The organism is Chryseobacterium artocarpi, from assembly GCF_001684975.1.
Taxonomy (GTDB): domain Bacteria; phylum Bacteroidota; class Bacteroidia; order Flavobacteriales; family Weeksellaceae; genus Chryseobacterium; species Chryseobacterium artocarpi.
Window position 1 is genome coordinate 199,099 of record NZ_MAYH01000050.1, and the last position, 21,514, is coordinate 220,612.

Here is a 21,514-nt window from a genome sequence, read left to right on the forward strand (position 1 = left end):
AATATGAAGAAGAATTTTATTTACACTCTGCTATTTTTATTTTGCAGTTTCAGTGTTTTCTATGCACAGACTCAAGAAGATAAAAAGGAGGTTTCTATAGCTGTAACCGATATTTTAAAAGGGTTCCAAACCAAAGACAGAGAACTTATGAATAAATATGTAAACCCAACTTATGGCGTTGGTATCCTTTTCAAAAGTACTGGTGATCTTGGATTTGTTTTAAATGATGAGATTGATTTCACTAGATCTTTAGGCTATATTCAAAAGGCATGGAATATCAGAAATCAGTTTCCTATACAGTTTAATACTACTTATGAATATGATGTAAAAAACCTAAAGTGGAAAAAAGAGGGATTATCTGTTCAGTTTAATTCTAATACAGTGAATGCTTATGCTGATCAGTTTTTACCACAATATTCTGTAAAAGATCAGGAAATTTTTAAGATTAATTCTAATGCTAAAAATGTGGTTTTTGTTACACTTGCTGAAAACAGTAAGGAAAAAGCGCCTATCAACGGATTCAGATTTGTGATGACAAAAATTGAAGGGAAATGGTTCTTAACGTTTATTGATGTGACAGAGTATGATGCAGAATAATAATCAAGCGTCGTACTAAACTAGATACCTTATAAAAAAGTAAACCACAGAAAACAATTTGTTCTGTGGTTTATTTTTTATACAATATTAGAATTGCAAAAAATGTCCGACTTTTCGGGCATTTGTATTATTTTTTAGTGTCCTTCAGTTCCGTCAATCCCGTGAGCGTGACCGTGAGATAATTCTTCTTCTGTTGCAGGACGCGTACTTAAAACTTCAACCTGGAAATCTAAAACTTTACCAGCCATTGGGTGGTTAAGGTCTGCGATCACAGCTTCTGGTGTTACCTCAACTACAAAACCTTGGAAGTTGTTTCCCTGGTTATCAGATAATGGTAAAATAGCTCCAACAGGAGGAGTTCCTGATTCATTGAACATTTCAATCGGTAACTGAGCAATAGCGTCTGGCTGTCTTTCTCCATAAGCTTCTTCCGGTTGGATTACAAAGTCAGCTTTATCTCCAGCTTTTAATCCAAGGATGTTTTGTTCAAATTTTGGAATCATCATTCCTACACCATACAAAAATGTAAGTGGATTTTCTGTTGTTGTTTCTTCTACAAGAACTTTACTTCCATCTGCTTCGATTGTATGAAGTATATACTTTACAGCTACAACGTGGTTGTTTTCAATTGTCATATTTTCTTTTTTTTGTCGTGAGTTTTGATTCACGATTGATAGTACAAATATACTATTTTTGAAATGATTTGATAGTTTAGGAAACCTGAAGCCTGAAGAAGGAAGCTATGAGAGACATAAAGAACAATTACACCTCTTTTTCATTCAAAAAAACAGATTCATATTGTGAACTAGCAGAAACTTCCAGCATCACTCTTCCAATTTCAAATCTTTTTATTTTTTATTTCTGGCTTCATCACGTTTCTTCTGCCTCAATACAAACAGATACAAACTCTCCACTTTCGTCCTCGCCCAAGGTGTTTTTCTTAAAAATTTCAATGACGAGCTGATACTTGGATTATCTGTAAAACATTTTATATTGATCTGCTCACCCAATTTCTCAAATCCTTCGTAGTATTCTACCAATTCTTCAAGAATCGCATCGAGTCTTTTCCCGTGTAAAGGATCTTTTGATTTTTCTTCCATAACGCAGTAAAATTAAAACATTTTATCAGACTTACCGACTAAAATTGTCTGAACTCTTAATCTTTAGTATTTTTGAAGAGGCTATTTTTTACCTATAAAAATTATTAGCCACAAAAAAGATGAGCAAGAACAACGACGAAAACAGGAAAAAAAATAAAAAGAAAATCGATCAGAAAAAACGTAAAATACAAAATGCAGAAGCAGAAAGAAAAGCACGTTTAAAACAAATCCGTGAAGATTTCAAAGCGAAAGAAGCTGATAATAATCCAGAACAATAGTTCATTATCAAGCCGGACTGCTTTTAATTATATAATATCGATAAACTTTTTATGAAAATTCTACACACCGCCGATTGGCATTTAGGAAAAAAACTGGATCGCTTCTCCCGACTGGAAGAGCAAATCTCAGTAATGGAGGAGATTATTGCCATCGCTGATGAAGAACAGGTAGATCTCGTTCTCGTTGCCGGTGATCTTTTTGATAATTTTAATCCTGCCGTTGAAGCCGTTGAACTCTTTTATAAAACATTGAAACGGTTATCACAAAATGGCAAGCTACCTATCATTGCTATTTCGGGAAATCACGATTCTCCGAACCTGATCAATGCGCCTGATCCGCTGGCAAGAGAGTGCGGAATTATTTTAATAGGGCATCCAAAGGCTGAAATTACTCCTTTCAGTACCGAGCATTTCAATATTTCAAAATCATCAGAAGGTTTCATAGAAATGAACATCAATACTATAGGTTTTCCGGTGAGAATTTTACATACACCTTACGCGAACGAGATACGTTTAAAGGAGTATTTTGGTGAAAATAAAGAAGAAGAAATCAATAAAGTACTTTCTCAGACCTGGAAAGAACTTGCAGATCAATACTGTGACGAGACGGGAATCAACCTGTTAACAGCTCATTTGTATATGAATAAAAAAGGAAGTGTCATTTTGGAGGAACCGGAAGGCGAAAAACCCATCAAAATCGGAAATGCTGATCTTATCTACTCGGATAGCATTCCAGAACAGATTCAGTATACTGCTTTAGGTCACCTGCATGGCTTTCAGAATATCGGAACAAAGGAAAAACCTGTAATTTATTCATCTTCTCCTTTATGCTATAGCTTTAGTGAAGCCGGGCAGACAAAATATGTTTCTATCATCCATGCTGAACCGGGACAGGCAGTTTCTTATGAAAAGAAAGCATTGAAAAGTGGAAGAACATTAGTAAGAAAAACGTTTTCATTCGTTGAAGAAACCGTTCAGTGGTTAAAAGAAAATCCATATACCTTTATTGAATTAACATTAGAAAGCGAAACCTTTTTAACCGCTGATGAGCGAAGGCTGATCTATCAGTCCCATACTGGAATTGTTCATCTTATTCCTAAAGTAAAAAACCGTGAGCTCAATGAAGAGCAGAGTCATGAAATTAATTTAAATCAAAATATTGAAACTTTGTTCAAGGATTATTTTAAATCAAAAAACGGCGGTCAGGAAGCCAATGAAGAGTTAATGAAGTTGTTTAATGAAATTTTAAATCCCTAAGCCATGATTCCAGTTCAATTGACAATAGAAGGTCTGTATTCTTATCAGGAACGTCAGATCATTGATTTTAAAAACCTTACGGATGCAGGGCTATTCGGTATATTTGGTGCGGTAGGTTCCGGAAAATCCTCAGTGCTTGAGGCGATTTCATTTGCTTTATATGGTGAAACGGAACGCTTGAATATGCGCGATAAAAGAGCATATAATATGATGAACTTAAAATCAAACAGCTCTTATATTGAGTTTGATTTTATTAACTACGAAAATAAACTTTTCCGTGCCACCAGAGATTTCAGAAGGAATTCTAAAAAGTTCGAAGATGTAAAGCCTTATTCAGTTACATTCTATGAAAATATTGAGGGCAAGTGGATTCCTCTCGATCATTCGAATGCAGAAATGATCATTGGTTTAAGCTACTCCAACTTTAAGAGAACCATCATTATTCCTCAGGGACAGTTTAAAGAGTTTCTTGAACTGGGAGCTGCTGACAGAACCAATATGATGAAGGAAATTTTCAACCTTCAACAGTATGATCTTCAAAATAATGTTTCAACTCTTAATGCCAAGAACAGGTCTGAGCTTGATCAGCTTGAAGGGCAGTTAAGAGGTTTTGAAGAAGTAAGTGAAGAAAAAATTCAGCTTCAGAAAGATATTTTGGCTGAGGAACAAAAAAAATTAATCCAATCGAACGAAAAGTTTGAACTGATTTCACAGACTTATCAACAATTAAAAAACTTAAAAACTGATTTTGAAAGTTTAAAACAAAACCAAGAAAACTTCGGTCTTCTTTCTGAACAGAAGCCTAAAATGGACGCTCTGGAAGCACAAACAGAATTGTATGAACGTACTTTCAGAGTTTTTAACCCTTTGATTATTGAAAAGAACAGACTTTCCAAAGGCATTATTGAGAAAAGAAAGGAAAAGGATGATCAGATTAAAATTGTACAGGAAACAGAAATTGCTTTCGGTAAGGTAAAAGAGCAGCTGGTTACTTTGGAGCCTAAATTCAAGGCATTGGAGCAATCCAGAATACAGGAAAACGATCTGAACCTTATTGTAAAGATTCTTAGATTTTATGACGAAATAAAAGTTCTCAACGAAAGAACTCAAAAAGGGTATGAAAAAGTAGCTGAAGTAGAAATACAAAAGGAAGCAATTCAAAAAAAGATCACTGAACTTTCTAAAAATATTGATGTTTTAAAGGAACAAAAACTTGATGCAGCATTACTTTCAAATGTTGGCAACTGGTTTATTCAACAGAAGAATTTCAAAAAAGCACAAAAGGATCAGCTTGAAAAAATTGAGAAACATCAAAAGCAAATTGAGCTAATTTCCGAGGAACTTAAACCTTTTGCTCTCCATGAAAATTTCAAGGCTGACTTTAAGGCTAAGAAGGAAGCTTTGGAAATCAGTAAAAAGGAGCTTTCTCAAAAACTGGATCATTTAAAGATTCAAAAACAACTTTCCCGCTTTGCCAGTGAACTTCATGATGGAGAAGCCTGCCCGCTTTGTGGTTCTCAGGAGCATCCACATATTGTAGAATTTCATGATGTAAATGTTGAATTACAGGAAATTCAGGAGAAAATCACGGCTAATGAACTGGAAATTCAAAAACTTCAACAACAGGAAACTGAAATTGAAAAAATCCTTGACCGAAAGAAAATATTTGGTGAACAACTAGTCTCCGAACAGAAAGTTTCAGATCAGATTCTAAAAGATATTGAAAGCCATATTCAACAATTCACATGGAAACAATTCAACCCTGAACACGAAGATGATTTTGAAAGAAAACGTTTGGATTCTTTTGCCGTAGAAAAGAAAATTGAAGAAACAGATAAAAGTATTGCTCTGGAACGCGAAACTCTGGAAAAAGAAAATAAAGTTCTTGAGAAATATAAACATGCGTTAGAAACCTTTAAACTGGAAGAAGCGACGAAGCAGGAACAGATCAATATCAGTCGTTCTAGTCTGAAGATTCTTGAATGGGATGATTATAAAGAAAAAACGGTAACTGAAATTGAAGAGTTATACGAAAAGCTTTCTCAATCTAATAATGAAACCGAGCAGCAATATCAAAAGGCATCCCAACAGGAAAAAGATCTGGCACCGAAATTAGCGGAACAAAAGGCAATTGTTTCTCAATCCGAAAAGCAGATTTCAGCCATTGAAAAAGAAATTTCCGGGAATCTGGAGGCGATTAATTTTTCTTTAAAGGAACAGAATTTCACTGTTTTTCAAGATGTTGAAAATATTCTTCTTCAGAAAATAAATGTTCAGGAAGCAAAGGCAAAGATCCAACAGTTTACAATTGATTTTGAAACGTTTAAAAAAGTTATTGAGGGACTTGAAACTAAGCTTAAAGGGCTTTCATTTGATGACAATCAATTTTCTATCATTGAGAAACAGTTTAATGAATCACAGATTGAATTGAAACAAATCAATGACTCTGTAGTCACGATGAGTGCTGAAAAAGAACGATTAGAAAAGGAATACAGGAAAAAAGAAGACCTTTTGAAAGAGCTGGTAAAACTTCAAAAGCGTTCCGAAAACCTGAAACTGATGATGAATCTTTTCAAAGGTGCCGGCTTTGTACAGTATGTTTCGTCTATTTATCTGAGACAGCTTTGTGATCATGCCAATACCCGATTTCATAGAATGACAAGGAATCAGCTAAGTCTAAAGCTTAATGAAAATAATGATTTTGAAATCATCGATTACCTCAACGAAGGGAGAAGCAGAAGTGTAAAGACTCTTTCGGGAGGACAAGCATTTCAGGTTTCTTTAAGTCTTGCTCTGGCATTGGCAGAAAGTGTTCAGGCAAACGCTCAGGCTGATAAAAACTTTTTCTTTATTGATGAAGGTTTCGGAACCCAGGACACTGAGTCTGTTAATATTGTATTCGAAACACTGACCAATTTGATGAAAGAGAACAGAATTGTGGGAATTATTTCTCACGTGGAAGAGCTTAAAGAGAAAATTCCTACAGCGCTTAACATTATTAAGGATGAGGAAAGGGGAAGCTTGATTCAGGTTATATAATATTTTTAAACCACAAAAGTCACAAAAGCTTTATTTTTAAATACTTTAGTTCATGTAAGTAAGCTGACAATCATACTGCTGATAAAGATCACATAAGTTTAAAATCAAAGATTTTCATAAAAACTTAAGTGTACTTACTATACGCAAAGTTTGTCTCTTAAAAATAACTAAAATGTAAAAAAACTTTTGTGACTTTGGTGGTTAAATACTATCTGTAATTACAGGTTCTGCACCACAGGTTTTACTTCTTTTCCAAATAATTCAATGGATTTCATCATGATATCATGAGCGGGATCACCAATATCCATATGTCCGATAAATCTGGTAATTCCAAAAATTTCTTTCATATAAGCAATTTTATCTGCTACCTCAGCCGGACTTCCAATGAATAAAGCGCCATCTTTACTTCTTCCTCCATCATACTGCATTTTAGTATAAGGAGCCCAACCTCTGGATGCCCCTATCCTATCCATCTGAGATTTATAATTGTGGAAATATCCGTCTACGACATTCTGATCATCACTTACAAAAGTATGCGAGTGAATAGCAATCTGCATTTTAGACATATCATGTCCAGCGTTCTGATATTCCTGTTTGTAGAATTCAATCAGGTTTTTAAACTGGATTGGCATTCCTCCGATAATTGCCACTACTAATGGCATTCCCAATTGAGCCGCATTTAAAACCGGTTTGTGGCGTTCCTCCTACCGCTCTCCAGATCGAAAGTTTTCCATCATTTTTAGCTCTCGGATAAACAGTTTGATTTTGCATCGGTGCACGAAGTTTCCCTGACCAGCTTACGTTTTCTTCAGAATTAATTTTTAATAGTAATTCTAATTTTTCATCAAAAAGCTGCTCATAATCATTCAAAGAATAACCATACAAAGGAAATGATTCAATGAAACTTCCACGTCCCACGAATATTTCTGCTCTACCATTCGAGATCAAATCTAACGTTGAGAAATCCTCATATACTTTTACTGGCTCTGATGAACTTAAAACCGTAACTCCACTTGCCAGTTTTATATTTTTTGTAATGCTTGCTGCCGCTGCCAACACTATTTCCGGTGAAGAAACAGCATAATCCGGACGGTGATGTTCTCCCATCGCAAAAACATCTATTCCCACCTCATCCATGAACTTTACCTGTTCCAATATTTCATGAATCTTGGTTCCTGCATCTCTATATTTTCCGGTTGATTGGTCAAATGCCAAATCTCCGAACATTCCTATTCCTAATTCCATATTGTTGATTTTAGTTACACAAAAATACGGCTATAAAATGTCAGATGCATTGATGTGTGGTAAGAAGAAAAATCTGCTTTAACGAATGCTAAATTTTTAATGATGTTGGAAATCGTAAGGACGTAAGGATCTTATCTGAGATAAAATAATTGCGTCTTAAAAACAAAACCATATTAAATTTTCTTTACGTCCTTGCCATTTCCAACCAATACATCAACAAAAAAATCCAACCGTAATGGCTGGATTTTAGTATTATTTTTTCAGATATTGATCAAAATAATCTGTGATTTTCTGCATCAGGTGAACTCTGTCTTTTCCGATCACATTATGCGGATGTCCCGGATAAGCAAAGTAATCCAACTGAACTCCATTATCAACCGCTGATTTGATGAACTTAATGGAATGCTGCCATACCACAACATCATCCTGTGCACCGTGAATCATCAATAGTTTTCCTTTCAGATTCTGAACTTTATCCAAAAGATTTGCTGCCGCATATCCTTGTGGATTTTCCTGCGGTGTATCCATATATCTTTCTCCATACATGATTTCGTACATATTCCAGTCGATTACCGGTCCTCCTGCTACACCAACTTTGAATACATCAGGCTTACGAAGCATGAAACTTGTCGTCATGAATCCACCAAAGCTCCATCCGTGAATACCCATTCTTTCTCCATCTACATATGGAAGAGATTTCAGATATTCTACTCCTTTCATCTGGTCATTCATTTCTGTAGTTCCAAGGTTTCTGAAAACAGCCTGTTCAAACTTCATTCCGCGGTTTGCAGAACCTCTTCCGTCCATAGTGAAAATTACGTATCCATTCTGAGCCATATACTCGTACCAAAGGTTTCCTGAAGCAGGAAAACTGTTTGTGATCAACTGTAAGTGCGGTCCGTTATATAGATAAACGATAGTCGGGTACTTTTTGTTGGGGTCAAAATTTGTTGGAAGAATGATCTTTCCGTATAATGGAGTTCCGTCATCGGCTTTCAATTCTACATTCTTAATTTCCGGTCTCTGGTAATTCTTTAATGTATTTTCAGAAGTAAGAATATTGGTAGATTTTAAATTTGATGTATTGATAATGTTTGCAACTCTTGGCGAATTGGCATTACTATACACATCATATAAGTGATTTCCATCATTGCTTAAAACTCCGGTATGAACTCCTTCAGCATTATCAAGTCTCTGCATTTTGAAATTCGTCCAATTGATTTTATATAAATGTTTTTCTAAAGGAGTTTCTTTGGTAGAAGTAAAGAAAATTTCTTTTTTCTTTTCATTGAATCCAAGAATATCAGTTACCAACCAGTCTCCTTTTGTAATCTGAGCAACCAATCCTTTATCTAAACTATAATGAAACAAGTGATTGTATCCTGTTCTCTGACTTTGCCAGATAAAATCCGTATTAGAGTTCGGGAAGAAAGTAAGCGGATGTTGTGGTTCTACATATTTACTATCTGTTTCTTCAAATAAAGTCTTCACCAATGTTCCTGTAGCCGCATCATACTGATTCATTTTCATATGATTCTGTCCTCTGTTCAATACAGCCACAAAGATATATTTTGAATCCGGACTCCATGTAACAGCTGTCAGATACTGATCTTTTTCGCCATCAATTTTCAGGAAAGTTGTTGCTTGGGTTTTAATATTAAATACTCCTAATGTTACCTGGTGAGAAGCTTGCCCAGCCATTGGATACTTAATGTTATGATTAACGGCTGGAGTTACTGACCAGTCAATGATCGGGTAATCAGCTACCATGGTCTGATCCATTCTATAGAAAGCTATACTTTCAGAATTTGGAGCTGGGAAAACTCCTGTATCAATTCCGAATTCATTTCTGTGAACAGACTGTCCATTGATGATATTTTCATTAGCATCATTGGTTACCGCAATGGTTTTTCCGTTTTTATTTACAAATAAATTATTCTTTGCTGTAAACGCAAAAGTCTGTCCGTCTCCAAACATTTTTACATTCGCTGCATCCTGATCTACGGCTACAGAGCTTTTTACTTTCCAATCATTACCAGATTTTTCGATCCAGAACATTTTACCGGATGTATTGAAATATCCGGATGTACCCGTAAATTTAATAGCTGGTACAGATTTCAATTTATCACTGGTGAACTGTCTGTTCAGTTGTGTCAAAGATATCAGAGTATCCTGTTTGTTGGTTTTTAAATCTGTTGTCAGATATCCGCCTTTTACAGCCTGGATATAAGATTTACCGTCTGCCGACCATGCAAACTGTGAAATATTTTTCACGGCAAGGTTCGTTCTCATTCCATTTACAGCCTCCGCCATTGTAAATTTCTGCGTCTGGGCAAACACTGAACCGCCCACAACAAGCATCAATAAAGAAAATTTATGTAATTTCATTGTATAAAATTGAATCCATCAAAAATAAGAAATAAAAACCATCCGTTAAGAAACGTTAAAATAAAACATTCATAAAATAGAATTAATGAATAGATTAAAATTAATTCTTAACTTAATAGTAGATTTTTCAGGAAATACAGAAACTCAAATTTTGTTTAAAAAAGTATGCTTTAAGGCGAAAGGATTTTTATTAATGGAGAATTTAAAGGTTGAAAAGGGATAAACCAATATGAAAATTTATCATTCAAATAAGATTATTGTATTTCTTATCCTATATCAATGACTTGTATATGTTCCCTGATCTAAATTTGCATCATTAATAATAACAAAAAATACAAAATACAATGGCAACAAAATGGATCTTAGACCCGACGCATAGTGAAATTACTTTCAAAGTAAAACACATGATGATTTCAAACGTAAAAGGAAGCTTCAGAACTTTCAACGCTGAAATTGAATCTGAAGATGAATTCTTTGCAAATGCAAAAACTACAGCAACTATCCAGACGGATTCTGTGTTCACAAACAATACGGACAGAGACAATCACCTAAAGTCTGCTGAGTTCTTCAACGCTGAAGTACACCCAACGATCACTTTCGAATCTCAGAAATTAAATAATGAAGTAGTTGGAAACCTTACGATCAACGGAATTACTAAACCTGTAACATTGGATGTAGATTTCGGAGGTATCAATGTAGACCCATGGGGAAATACAAAAGCTGGATTCTCTTTTGAAGGAAAAATCAGCAGAAAAGATTTCGGACTTAACTGGAATGCGGCTCTTGAAGCTGGAGGTGTAATGGTAAGTGATGATGTAAAAATCGCTGGAGAATTACAGTTTGTAAAACAAGCTTAATTGATAACATATTTTATAGAGGGTTCAGGGATTTTTACTAAAAAGCTCTGAACCTTTTATTTTTTTATTAATATTCAATATTTATGAATCTTAATGACCTGCAAAACATAAGTAATAGTTTCAGAAATACGCAAAGAATGCCGGTATTATTTCTGGGACATGGTTCTCCAATGAATGCTATTGAAGAAAATCAGTTTGTACAGGGATTCCGTAAAGCAGCCAATGAAATACCAAAACCGAATGCCATTTTATGTATTTCTGCCCATTGGTATACTCCTGGAACTTTTGTTACGGCAATGGAAATGCCTAAAACCATTCATGATTTTTACGGTTTTCCGAAAGAGCTGTTTGATGTACAATATCCCGCTCCCGGAAGTCCTGAACTGGCAAAAGAAACTGCTGAACTTTTACTTCCAATTGATGTAGAGGAAGATCACAACTGGGGGCTTGATCACGGAGCCTGGTCTGTTATCAGGCATATGTATCCTGATGCTGATATCCCTGTGATCCAGCTAAGCATTGATTATACAAAACCTACGCAATATCATTATGACCTTGCTAAAAGACTGAATAAACTTCGTGAAAAAGGAATTCTGATCATCGGCAGCGGAAATATTGTTCATAATCTACGTATGATCGACTGGAAAAACATCAATACCGTAGGAGCCGGCTGGGATTGGGCTGTGGAAGCACGTGAAAAGACCAACAACTGGCTTTTGGATGGTAATTTCCAAAATATTATTGATTACCAGAAACAAGGAACGGCTTTACAATATGCGATTCCTACTCCGGATCATTACCTTCCTCTTATTTATACTTTGGGACTGAAAGACCATGCTGAAGAATTATCTTTATTCAATGATCAGCTTATTGGCGGTTCGTTGAGTATGACGAGTGTTAGAATCGGATAATATGATGGTCGAGGATTGAAAATAAAGTTTATCATTATAAATAAAAGCAGATTACCTCAACTGAGATAACCTGCTTATTTTTTTGTATTATATTTTACTGCACAGCTTTTAAAACATTGATGTTTCCATAGCCGTAGTCTGAATTTACATTTGGATAATAGGTTGCTGATTGTCTCATTTTATTAAGAACCTGTTCTCTTGTCCATGATGGATTTTTAGCCCATACCAAAGCTGCAATTCCCGCTGTAGCTGCTGTAGCCACTGAAGAACCGCCTACGTAATCTGACTGATTATTATAATAACTCAATACCGGAACTGTGCTTCCTGACGATCTTTCCATCTGGAAAGTAAAATCAATCTGGCTTCCTGAGTGACAAACATTACATTTCTGATTGGAAGTATTTTCTTTAACCCCTGTAATAGCTTGTGTTTCCGACATTGATGCCGGGAAAATAACTCCTACAAAATTCGTAAAGCTGGTAGAAGTTCCTCCTGCACAGAAAATCAGTTTTCCTCTTGCATAAGCATATTTCACTCCATCTTCAATTTTCCCTACGGAGAAAATGTGTCCCATAGACATTGAAATAATCTTTACGTTAGCATTATTACCCAATTCTGTAAATGCGGTTTTTACTCCGTTCTGTTCGCTTGAAGTTTCCAATACAACGTTTGCAGCTGCACGGTAAGCAATCAGATTTGCATTATAAGCAACTCCTACAGGAAATCCTGAGTTATTTCTAGGTGCTGCCATTACTGAAGCCATTTTAGTTCCGTGCCCGCATTGATCTGCGGCACCGTCAGAATTATAAGCTCCAACCTTAGTGATTGTTCTTCCTGACGAAGCTCCATTGTTAAAATTGCTTCCAAGTAATGTCTGTTCAGATGAAACTCCGGTATCAATAAGTCCGATGGTTACTCCGGCTCCTGTACTGTAGCTCCATGCATCAGGAATATTATGTTTTGTAAATGCCCAAGGAATTTTTGCACTTGGAGTGGTTGATGTATAATCTACTGCGCTTAATGTTGCTGATGAAAAGCCACATCCGGAAGATCCGCTACTTGAAGATCTTGAACTGAACTGGGCTTCATTTTCAAAATAATGATAATCTGCAGGCTCTACATATCTGATGGTTTTCATTTGACGAAGAGCTGTAAGTGTTTCTTCATTATTGATAATTACATCCATCTGATTAAGATACTTATCCGAAGTAAGCAGGAACCTTGGTGATTCCAGACCTTCATATTTACTGATTACCGATAAAATTTCATTCTCCATTTCTTTATTATTAGGAGATTTACTTCTGTCAAAATCATCTTTGGAAGAACCAAACCCGATAGATAGCATTTTATTTCCGCGGAAAACAGCACTCCAGATAAAATGATCTGATTCATTTTTCCAGTTGAAAGTTCCATTTGTTTTGATGGACTGATTGATTCTCTCGTTGATCTGTTTCCCTGTCAACGGATCACTCTGAACCATCTCAAGTTTAGGGTTTTCATTTTGAAGTTCCTCTGTGGTACAGGAATTCAGGGCAAGGAATAATGCCAGGAAAAATACACTTTTTTTCATATGTTATAATTTTGATTGGAATCACAATATAACACTTTAATGGGAATTAGAATTGTAAAAAAAATGAATTTACCATTATATGAATATTAATTACCTGTTAGCAATCAAAACTTTACTTATAACAGATCAAAACTTTATCTTAATATTTTTTCGTAGCATACACTGTCATCTACGTCAATATATTGCCCATAATTAGGAATTCTGTGAAACCCACTTTTTTCATATACGGAAATAGCGTTTTTCAGTTCTCGTGACGTTTCCAATATGGCTTTTTTATAGCCTAATTCAGTTGCCCAGATTTGCAATTCATGGACAATAGCTGTTCCTAACCCTTTTTTTCTGAATACCGGATTGGTAAACATTCTTTTGATTTCAACAGTATCTTTTGAATATTCTTTGAATGCTCCACATGCCGCCGGAATTTCATCGATATAAACGACAATACAGTTCTTAATTAAATCAATTTTATTAAACTGATCAAAGAAAGCATGGTCATCACCATTATGTTCTGCAAGAGTAGCATCGAGATGTTTTACAAGGGTCTGAAAATCTATATGGATAGAATCAAGTCTTTTTATTTTCATTTTTAACAAGAATTAAATCATTTTATAAAAGAAAAAGCTCCCTTTCGGAAGCCTTTCATTTTTATTTTGATTAGTTTACAACAAACTTTCTTTCATTGATCAACTCAGCGATAGCAAGCATGTCTTTACCGATCAGCCTGTCGTCTTCAAGCTTAGCCACTTTAGAACGAAGGATGGTAAAGTTTTCTTCAATCACTTTATTACATTTGGATGGTCTTCTGAATTCCAGTCCCTGAGCAGCAAACATAAGTTCTACAGATAAAATATTCACCAAGTTTCCAAGAACCTGATTGAATTTTCTTCCTGAAATACTTCCCATAGAAACATGGTCTTCCTGTCCTAAACTTGTAGGAATAGAGTCTGCTGATGCAGGGAAACATAATGTTTTGTTTTCCGTTACCAATGCAGCAGAAGTATACTGAGGAATCATAAATCCTGAATTCAATCCAGAGCTTTCCGTCAATAATCTTGGAAGCCCATATTTTCCTTCCAGTAATAAATAACTTCTTCTGTCCGAAATATTTCCTAATTCTGCAGCTGCCAACGTTGCATAATCTAATGGTAATGCCATTAATTGCCCATGGAAGTTTCCTCCAGAAATAGATTCTTCAGCGCTTAATACAATTGGGTTATCGGTAACAGAGTTCAATTCTGTTTCAGCCATGCTTTTAAGATGTTCGAAAGCATTTCTGCTTGCACCGTGAACCTGTGGTACACATCTCATAGAATAAGGATCCTGTACTCTTTCACAATCTTCGTGAGCCTGCATATTCTCGGAACCTTTTAAGAATTTAAGCATTCTTGCCGCTACTTTTTTGCTTCCTTCGAATGGTCTGATCTCGTGAAGCTCTTTTTTAAACGGACTTGCAGAGCCTCTATACGCTTCAATACTCATAGCAGCCGTCACATCTGCAAGGTCTAAAAGATATTCAAATTTTTCTAATCCTTTAATTGCATGGGCTAAAATGAACTGTGTTCCGTTAATTAATCCCAAACCTTCTTTTGGTCCCAATGCCAATGGTTCAAGATCGTGTTTCTCCAATACTTCCATGGTTTCGAAAACCTGGTCTCCTTCCCAAACCTGTCCTAATCCTAATAAAGGCAATACAAGGTGAGCTAAAGGTGCTAAGTCTCCCGAAGCACCTACAGATCCCTGCTCAGGAACTACAGGAATAATGTCTTTTTCAAGCATCAGGATCATCCTTTCAATAACTTCCAGGGAAACTCCTGAAAATCCTTTTGATAAAGCATGAACTTTCGCGATCATCATAATTTTGGAAAGTTCCTTGTCAATGGGCTTTCCTACTCCTACTGCATGAGAGATAATAAGGTTATACTGTAATTGAGCTGTTTCATCAGCAGATATTTTAGTATCGCACAGCGGACCGAAACCTGTATTGATTCCATATACACATCTATCGGATTCTACAATTTGCTGTACGTTTTTCTGAGATTTTAAAATTTGTTCTTTTGCTGCTTTATTCAGCTTGGCTTTATTAGGTTTTTTACATATTTCCAGAACATCATGGAAAGTAAAAACATCTACTCCGTATATCATTTCTAAAAAATTTTCTTAAAATTACGCATTTAACAATAATTGGAGAAACTAAATTTCATCGTTCTATCTTTTTATATGAAGAAGTGAATTAATTTATTATTTTTACTTCCGAAATTAAAAACTATAATACATGAGACTGAAAACTTTACTGCTTGCATTATGCGTTGCAGGAACAACTTCCTTTGCACAGAAAATAAAATACTCAAAGGAAGACATCAAAAAAATGGAGACTTACCTTTTTAATGAAGGTTTTAATACTCCTTCTCCCAAGAAAACATCAACTATTATTTTAAAAGACGGTACTTCCCACAAAGGATTCTGCAACAAAATTGAAACCAAGAAAGGGCAAATCTATGAAGTAGCCATCAAGGACAGTATTACGAAGAAAGCAGCGAATTTCAATGCTGATCAGATCAGTGAAATGTATGTTTACCCAAGTAATGCGGAAAAAATAATGAAGGTTTCGAGGTATATGGGCAACATTAGAAACTATAGTACCAAAAAACTGACGAAAAGAACCAATAATGACAGAATATATTTTGTGAACCAAACTGTCTCTCTCAAAAATAAAAAGGATGATAAAGAATTCCTGATGCAAGTTATCAATCCGGACTTTGACGATATTATTTCTGTATATCATGATCCAAGAGCGAAAGAAACAACTGGTTTTTCTGTAATGGGAAGTCCTCAGCTTGGTGGTGGGGTTATCAAATCCTATTATGTAAAGAAAGGAGACAAAGTAATGTGGCTTCATAAAGATGATTTTGAGGATAATTATGACTTCCTTTTTGGAGATAATAAGGAATTCATGAAGCTCTATCCTAAAAATTCTGTTGAGTGGGATTATTTCAGTTTTCTGGTAAATGCTTATACTGAAATGAGTAACGGATAAAAGTATTCAAACATAAATTTTAAAACCTGTAGTGCATTCTGCAGGTTTTTTCTTTTTAAATAGAAAGATTCCTTAATTTTGTTACATGAATCCTTCTTTAGAATTACAGCTTAAAACTTTACCATCAGAACCCGGCGTTTATCGTTATTATGATAAAAACGATCAGTTATTATATGTAGGAAAAGCTAAAAATTTAAAGAAAAGGGTTCTCTCCTATTTCAATAAAAATCTTTCAGGATACAGGATCAAAATCATGGTGAGTAAAATCCAACGTCTGGAAACAACCATTGTCAATAGTGAGTATGATGCTCTTTTACTGGAAAACAATCTGATCAAGGAACATCAGCCGTTCTACAATGTCATGTTGAAAGATGACAAAACATATCCTTGGATCTGTATTAAAAATGAAGATTTTCCAAGAATATTTCTCACCAGAAATAAAATTAAAGACGGTTCCGAATATTATGGTCCTTATGCAAAAGTACGTCCGGCAAAAATTCTGTTGGATACCATCAAACATATTTATAAGCTAAGAACCTGCAATCTGAACCTTGCACCTAACAAAATTGCGGAAGGAAAGTACAAAGTCTGTCTTGAGTATCATATCAAAAATTGCGAAGGACCTTGTGAGGATCTTGAAAGTAAAGAAGAATATGATGAAAAAATAGACGCTATCCGTGGCATCATCAAAGGAGACTTCCGTAAAGCTAAAGATTATCTGGTAAATCAGATGATGAAACTTGCCTCGAATCTTAAGTTTGAAGAAGCACAGATTATCAAAGAAAGACTGGATATATTGGAGGATTATCAGGCTAAAAACACCGTTGTAAATCCAAATATTGATGATGTAGATGTCTTTGGAATGATCAGTGATGAAACAGCGGCTTATGTGAATTTCTTTAAAATCAGAAACGGAAATATCATTCAGAGTTTTACAACTGAGATCAAAAAAATCCTTGAAGAAACGGATGAGGATATTATGGAAGAAGCTTTAATTGAGATCAGACAGAAATTTGGTTCCGATTCAAAAGAGGTTCTTCTACCTTTTCATTTGACTGTTGAAATTCCGAATGTAAAACTTATCGTCCCTAAAGTTGGAGATAAAAAGAGAATTGTGGAGCTTTCAGAAAAGAATGCTAAAGAATATCGTCTGGAAAAATTAAAACAGGTACAGATTGTTGATCCGGAAAGACATACCAACCGAATCATGGCTGAAATGCAAAAGCTTCTCAGAATGCCTGTGGAACCAAGACATATTGAAGGTTTTGATAACTCGAATATCCAGGGAACCAATCCTGTTTCGGCTTGTGTAGTTTTTAAAGATGGTAAACCAAGTAAAGCAGACTATAGAATTTTTCATCCCAAAACAGTAGAAGGTCCGAATGACTTTGCAACGATGGAAGAAGTAATCTATCGCCGTTACAAAAGAATGCTGGATGAAGGAGATAATCTTCCACAACTGATCCTTATCGATGGTGGTAAAGGTCAATTATCTTCCGCTGTAAAAAGTTTGAGACTATTAGGATTGTATGGCAAAATAACCATTGTCGGAATCGCTAAAAGACTGGAGGAAATTTTCTTTCCTGAAGATCCGATTCCATTATACCTTGATAAAAAATCTGAAACGTTAAAAATCCTTCAAAGAGTACGTGATGAAGCTCACCGTTTTGGGGTAAAACATCACAGAACAAGAAGAAAAAATTCTACAATAAAATCTGAGCTGGAAGAAATTCCGGGTGTTGGAGGAAAAACCATTGAGTTATTATTATCCAAACTGAAATCTGTTAAACGAATCAAAGAAGCAAATCAGGAAACACTGGAAGAGATTTTAGGAAAAAGTAAAGCGAAAGTTATTTGGGAATATTTCAATGGTAATGCCTAATTACAAACTTTATCCCATTTGTTTTTTCACAATTAAATGAACTTTTTTATAGAATATTTATCCCTGATTTCATTTTCTCAATAAGAGACAAAAACATCAACACCCTACTTTATACATAGTTATTAAACAATAAAAACAATATATTATTAAAATATTTTATAAATAATAGTATTATTTATATTTTTTTCATAAATTAGTATTGTTAATTAATAACAACAATACCATGAAAAAAATTCTCATTTTGTAAATAACATTACAGAATTACTATTTCCATCGGTATTTAGTGTTATTCTTTTTCAAAAACAGAAACTTAGTAGAAAAACTCTAAGTTCATTTAAACGAAAGGAAAAAACACATCAACATATTAAAAACGAATAAGCTCTTTTTCAAGAGCTTATTTTTATTTTCATTAAAGATATTAATCTATTATTTTCCTATAAAAACATCTTTGGTAAATTTACCGTCAGCCTGCGGAATATCAATTACAATATTTCCGTTTTCAAAGTAACCGGTTGTCATATTACCATCGGCTAATTTTACCATAAACACATCTTTCCTTGACGTAGCCTTAAAGACTGCAAATGGAACTGAACTTCCTGCTTGTGCTAAAATAAACTGACTGTCGTCAATCTGTATTTTCTGAACGACAATTTTACCATTGGTATAATTTCCCGCTGTTGGTACAACTGAAGAAGTAGTGGTTGTTTCAGGAGTAGAAACCTGAGTATTATTTGTTGCTACACTAGAAACCTGTGTCTGAACTGCAGGCAGCATTGCTACCGGATTAGAAGCGCCAACTATCATTAATGCCTGCTTCAACGCATCAGGGAAACCTTCTTCAAATTCTTTAATATCAGAACGTCCTTTAGATTCTAAAACAACTTTATTTTTACAGTCTTTGAACTGTAATATCACTTTATTGGTAAATAAACTTTTGTCATTCAGGATATTTGCATTAAGAACATTACAGGAATTGTCTTTAGCTTCTGATGGCCATTGGTCTATACTTTTTGGTAAAACCACATAGCTTTTGCTCTTTAATGCTTTCTCAAGATATTCTCCCAAGCCGTAGCTGTTGTTTTTAAACGTCTCAAACTTCTCTGGAATTAAAATATATTTATAATCTGAAACTTTTTGTCCGAAAGCTAAGGCTGAACAAATCGCCAACGCAAATACTGATATCTTTTTCATTTTTTTCAATTTAGTCATTTCTGAATTCTCCCATATCCAATTTAAGCGAGAAGAAATTGGAGAAGAAATTTGAACCTCCTATTCCGGAATTTGTAATTGCATAATCCAGGGTAAGTCCTCTATATCTGATCCCAATACCTGCACTTGGCTGGAAAGAAACTTTTCTTTTTAAATCCTCTATATCTGTAATAGACTGAAATCTATTGATCCCTAATCTTACAAAAATCATTTTCTGATAACCTAATTCTGCTCCTGCATATGGGCTGATACTTGCAAAATCTGTAGAGATCAATGATGCTGTTTTAGCAAAATCTACATTGATACCAGCTTCAGGTAATACATAAACACTGCTGTTAATTTCAAACAGTTTACTTGCTCCGACATTTAATTTCGGCATCGTAAGTTCCATTTTATCTTTCGGTGCCGGGTTAAATTCCTCACCATTTACAACAGTTGATAATTCCTTTTGATTGATGCTCCAGAAGTTAACTGTAGTGGTAATATCTCTCACCATTCCCCCGAATTTCCATCCGTTTTCTCCTTTATAAATAGCTCCTACATCAAAACCAAAACCATAACCGTTAGCAAATTTACCTACATTTCTGTAAACAATCTTCGCATTCACCCCAACATCAAGATTTGGATTACCTCCAGGACGAAATGCATAGGAAAGTATTGCAGCATAATCGGATTGAGAGAATTTCGTGATTTTATCATAATCAATATTCCCTTCAGAATCGATCATTTGAGTCGTATTCAAAATATTATCTACTCCAAGTCTCACTACAGATACTCCAAAAACACCTTCTTCCAATACTTTTGCGTACGCCAGGTAATCATATTTCGCAATAGATTCAAAATATTCTGCGTGCATTGCTGCTCCCTGCCAGTCTCTGTCTATAGACATTAATCCTGCCGGGTTCCACATAGGAGAATATACATCATTCTGATTGGAAATGACAGCTCCTCCCATTGCCAATCCTCTTGCACCTGCTCCAATATTTAAGAATTCATTGGAATATTTCCTGATAATCTGAGACTGAGATATCCCAAAAAGCAATGAAAATGCAAGTAAAAAATATTTTTTCATCATATAAAATTGATGCTAGTTAAAGTTTTTTTGTTTTCCTGGCTTTAATTAATCCATTCGCAATGATTGCCAGTATCATAACGGCTGAAGCAATATAAAATATAGGACTCATATGTTCTGATTCCCCAAAGATAAAAAAAGCTAGTATAATTCCGTAAACAGGTTCCAAATTAACTGTTAAAATTAGAGTAAAAGGCGATATATACTTCATTAATTTCACAGATTCCAGCATAGGAAAAGCGGTGAAAACACTTGCTAACAAGCATATTAACGCTAAATCTCTATAGTTTATTTCATTCATCGTAAAAATTTGCCCTGAGAACAAGTAAAATAACATTAAAATAAACCAACCAGAGAATATTTCGTAAAAAATAATATTTCCAGAACTTGTCTTACCAAACATTTTACCATTGAAAACAGAAAATATAGTTCCGAAAATAGCACAGAGAACTCCATAAATGATGCCCTCTTTATATTGAAATTCTGTTTTAAAGATTAATAAAATACATGCAACAATTACTACACCCATCACGACTTCTGAAACATCAATTTTTCTCTTAAAAATGACGGGTTCCAGAATTGAAGCAAAAAGTGTGGATAATGAAAGACAGCTTAATGCTATAGAAACATTGGAAACTTTAATAGAGTAAAAGAAACAGTACCAGTGAAGCGCCATGGCAAAACCAATTGCGGCAAGCTGAAAAAATATCTTTTTGGAGACCTTTATACTCTCCTTTTTATATATTCTGATAAACACAAAAAGAAATATTGCTGCAAACAGCATCCTGTAAAATACCAGAATCTGTGCATTAGCATGAATCAGTTTTCCTAAAATTGCAGTGAATCCCCATAAAAATACTATTAAATGCAACCTGAAAAGCGCTAATTTATGCATAACCTAACCTCTTTGAAATTTTAACAGGCAAATTTACAAATAGGCTTTTATAAATCTTATAAAAAATCTAAATTTATATTAGTAAAAAAATGAAAAATAAAGTTTTTAATCGTTTTCCTTTCTAATATAGGAACTGTTTTATTCACTTTTTTAAAAATATTGACGTAAATAAGAAATTTT

At 34.7% G+C, this 21,514-nt stretch carries 19 protein-coding genes; 8 read left to right on the plus strand and 11 right to left on the minus strand.

Features of this window, described 5'->3' with window-relative positions; translation table 11 throughout:
• The first annotated feature begins 3 nt into the window (after positions 1-3).
• Positions 4-597 carry a hypothetical protein gene (locus tag BBI01_RS21515; RefSeq protein WP_065396684.1) on the plus strand — a complete coding sequence of 198 codons (594 nt, stop codon included), beginning with the start codon at positions 4-6 and terminating at the stop codon, positions 595-597.
• Between the two features lie 134 nt (positions 598-731).
• Here BBI01_RS21515 and BBI01_RS21520 read toward each other — a convergent pair whose 3' ends face one another.
• Positions 732-1,232, minus strand: a complete 501-nt coding sequence (locus BBI01_RS21520; protein ID WP_065396717.1) for an FKBP-type peptidyl-prolyl cis-trans isomerase — start codon at positions 1,230-1,232, stop codon at positions 732-734.
• Positions 1,233-1,445: 213 nt separating this feature from the next.
• Entirely contained in the window at positions 1,446-1,697 is a 252-nt protein-coding gene (locus BBI01_RS21525) for a VF530 family protein (RefSeq protein ID WP_065396685.1), read from the minus strand.
• A gap of 119 nt (positions 1,698-1,816) precedes the next feature.
• Between BBI01_RS21525 and BBI01_RS22965 the strand changes: the two genes are divergently transcribed.
• Genes BBI01_RS22965 through BBI01_RS21535 form a run of 3 tightly spaced genes read left to right on the plus strand, consistent with a single transcriptional unit; the run spans position 1,817 to position 6,271 of the window.
• The gene (locus BBI01_RS22965) at positions 1,817-1,975 is read left to right on the plus strand and encodes a hypothetical protein (protein ID WP_165602286.1); all 159 of its coding nucleotides are present in this window, start codon (positions 1,817-1,819) and stop codon (positions 1,973-1,975) included.
• A gap of 51 nt (positions 1,976-2,026) precedes the next feature.
• Positions 2,027-3,232 (plus strand): metallophosphoesterase family protein, encoded by a 1,206-nt coding sequence (locus tag BBI01_RS21530; protein WP_065396686.1) that lies wholly within the window; start codon positions 2,027-2,029, stop codon positions 3,230-3,232.
• A gap of 3 nt (positions 3,233-3,235) precedes the next feature.
• Positions 3,236-6,271 (plus strand): AAA family ATPase, encoded by a 3,036-nt coding sequence (locus tag BBI01_RS21535; protein ID WP_065396687.1) that lies wholly within the window; start codon positions 3,236-3,238, stop codon positions 6,269-6,271.
• A 218-nt stretch (positions 6,272-6,489) separates the two neighbouring features.
• Here BBI01_RS21535 and BBI01_RS23130 read toward each other — a convergent pair whose 3' ends face one another.
• The 3 genes from BBI01_RS23130 to BBI01_RS21545 all read right to left on the minus strand — a co-directional run bounded on the left by BBI01_RS23130 (position 6,490) and on the right by BBI01_RS21545 (position 9,904).
• Complete coding sequence (locus BBI01_RS23130; RefSeq protein WP_228394050.1) at positions 6,490-6,933, minus strand: LLM class flavin-dependent oxidoreductase; 444 nt, start codon at positions 6,931-6,933, stop codon at positions 6,490-6,492.
• Complete coding sequence (locus BBI01_RS23135; protein ID WP_228394051.1) at positions 6,887-7,516, minus strand: LLM class flavin-dependent oxidoreductase; 630 nt, start codon at positions 7,514-7,516, stop codon at positions 6,887-6,889. The genes BBI01_RS23130 and BBI01_RS23135 overlap by 47 nt, the downstream gene beginning before the upstream one ends.
• Before the next feature lie 252 nt (positions 7,517-7,768).
• The gene (locus BBI01_RS21545; RefSeq protein WP_065396688.1) at positions 7,769-9,904 is read right to left on the minus strand and encodes a S9 family peptidase; all 2,136 of its coding nucleotides are present in this window, start codon (positions 9,902-9,904) and stop codon (positions 7,769-7,771) included.
• Positions 9,905-10,248: 344 nt separating this feature from the next.
• Between BBI01_RS21545 and BBI01_RS21550 the strand changes: the two genes are divergently transcribed.
• On the plus strand, positions 10,249-10,761 hold the full coding sequence (locus tag BBI01_RS21550) for a YceI family protein (RefSeq protein WP_065396689.1): 513 nt from the start codon (positions 10,249-10,251) through the stop codon (positions 10,759-10,761).
• An 83-nt stretch (positions 10,762-10,844) separates the two neighbouring features.
• Positions 10,845-11,672 carry a 4,5-DOPA-extradiol-dioxygenase gene (gene ygiD / locus BBI01_RS21555; protein ID WP_065396690.1) on the plus strand — a complete coding sequence of 276 codons (828 nt, stop codon included), beginning with the start codon at positions 10,845-10,847 and terminating at the stop codon, positions 11,670-11,672.
• Between the two features lie 94 nt (positions 11,673-11,766).
• Here ygiD and BBI01_RS21560 read toward each other — a convergent pair whose 3' ends face one another.
• The 3 genes from BBI01_RS21560 to hutH all read right to left on the minus strand — a co-directional run bounded on the left by BBI01_RS21560 (position 11,767) and on the right by hutH (position 15,384).
• Complete coding sequence (locus BBI01_RS21560) at positions 11,767-13,242, minus strand: S8 family peptidase (protein ID WP_065396691.1); 1,476 nt, start codon at positions 13,240-13,242, stop codon at positions 11,767-11,769.
• Positions 13,243-13,376: 134 nt separating this feature from the next.
• Entirely contained in the window at positions 13,377-13,826 is a 450-nt protein-coding gene (locus tag BBI01_RS21565) for a GNAT family N-acetyltransferase (RefSeq protein ID WP_065396692.1), read from the minus strand.
• A gap of 70 nt (positions 13,827-13,896) precedes the next feature.
• Positions 13,897-15,384, minus strand: a complete 1,488-nt coding sequence (hutH, locus tag BBI01_RS21570) for a histidine ammonia-lyase (RefSeq protein WP_065396693.1) — start codon at positions 15,382-15,384, stop codon at positions 13,897-13,899.
• Between the two features lie 130 nt (positions 15,385-15,514).
• Here hutH and BBI01_RS21575 point away from each other — a divergent pair, with 130 nt between their 5' ends.
• Positions 15,515-16,276 (plus strand): hypothetical protein, encoded by a 762-nt coding sequence (locus tag BBI01_RS21575; protein ID WP_065396694.1) that lies wholly within the window; start codon positions 15,515-15,517, stop codon positions 16,274-16,276.
• An 85-nt stretch (positions 16,277-16,361) separates the two neighbouring features.
• Positions 16,362-18,158: an excinuclease ABC subunit UvrC gene (gene uvrC / locus BBI01_RS21580; protein WP_065396695.1), complete on the plus strand. Its 1,797-nt coding sequence runs from the start codon at positions 16,362-16,364 to the stop codon at positions 18,156-18,158.
• 426 nt (positions 18,159-18,584) lie between these two features.
• Here uvrC and BBI01_RS21585 read toward each other — a convergent pair whose 3' ends face one another.
• The 3 genes from BBI01_RS21585 to BBI01_RS21595 are packed head-to-tail and all read right to left on the minus strand — an operon-like array spanning position 18,585 to position 21,334.
• Positions 18,585-19,349, minus strand: coding sequence for a hypothetical protein (locus BBI01_RS21585; protein ID WP_065396718.1), 765 nt, complete (start codon positions 19,347-19,349; stop codon positions 18,585-18,587).
• 10 nt (positions 19,350-19,359) lie between these two features.
• Positions 19,360-20,442 carry a putative type IX sorting system protein PorV2 gene (locus BBI01_RS21590; protein ID WP_065396696.1) on the minus strand — a complete coding sequence of 361 codons (1,083 nt, stop codon included), beginning with the start codon at positions 20,440-20,442 and terminating at the stop codon, positions 19,360-19,362.
• Positions 20,443-20,458: 16 nt separating this feature from the next.
• Complete coding sequence (locus BBI01_RS21595; RefSeq protein ID WP_065396697.1) at positions 20,459-21,334, minus strand: DMT family transporter; 876 nt, start codon at positions 21,332-21,334, stop codon at positions 20,459-20,461.
• Positions 21,335-21,514 lie beyond the last annotated feature (180 nt).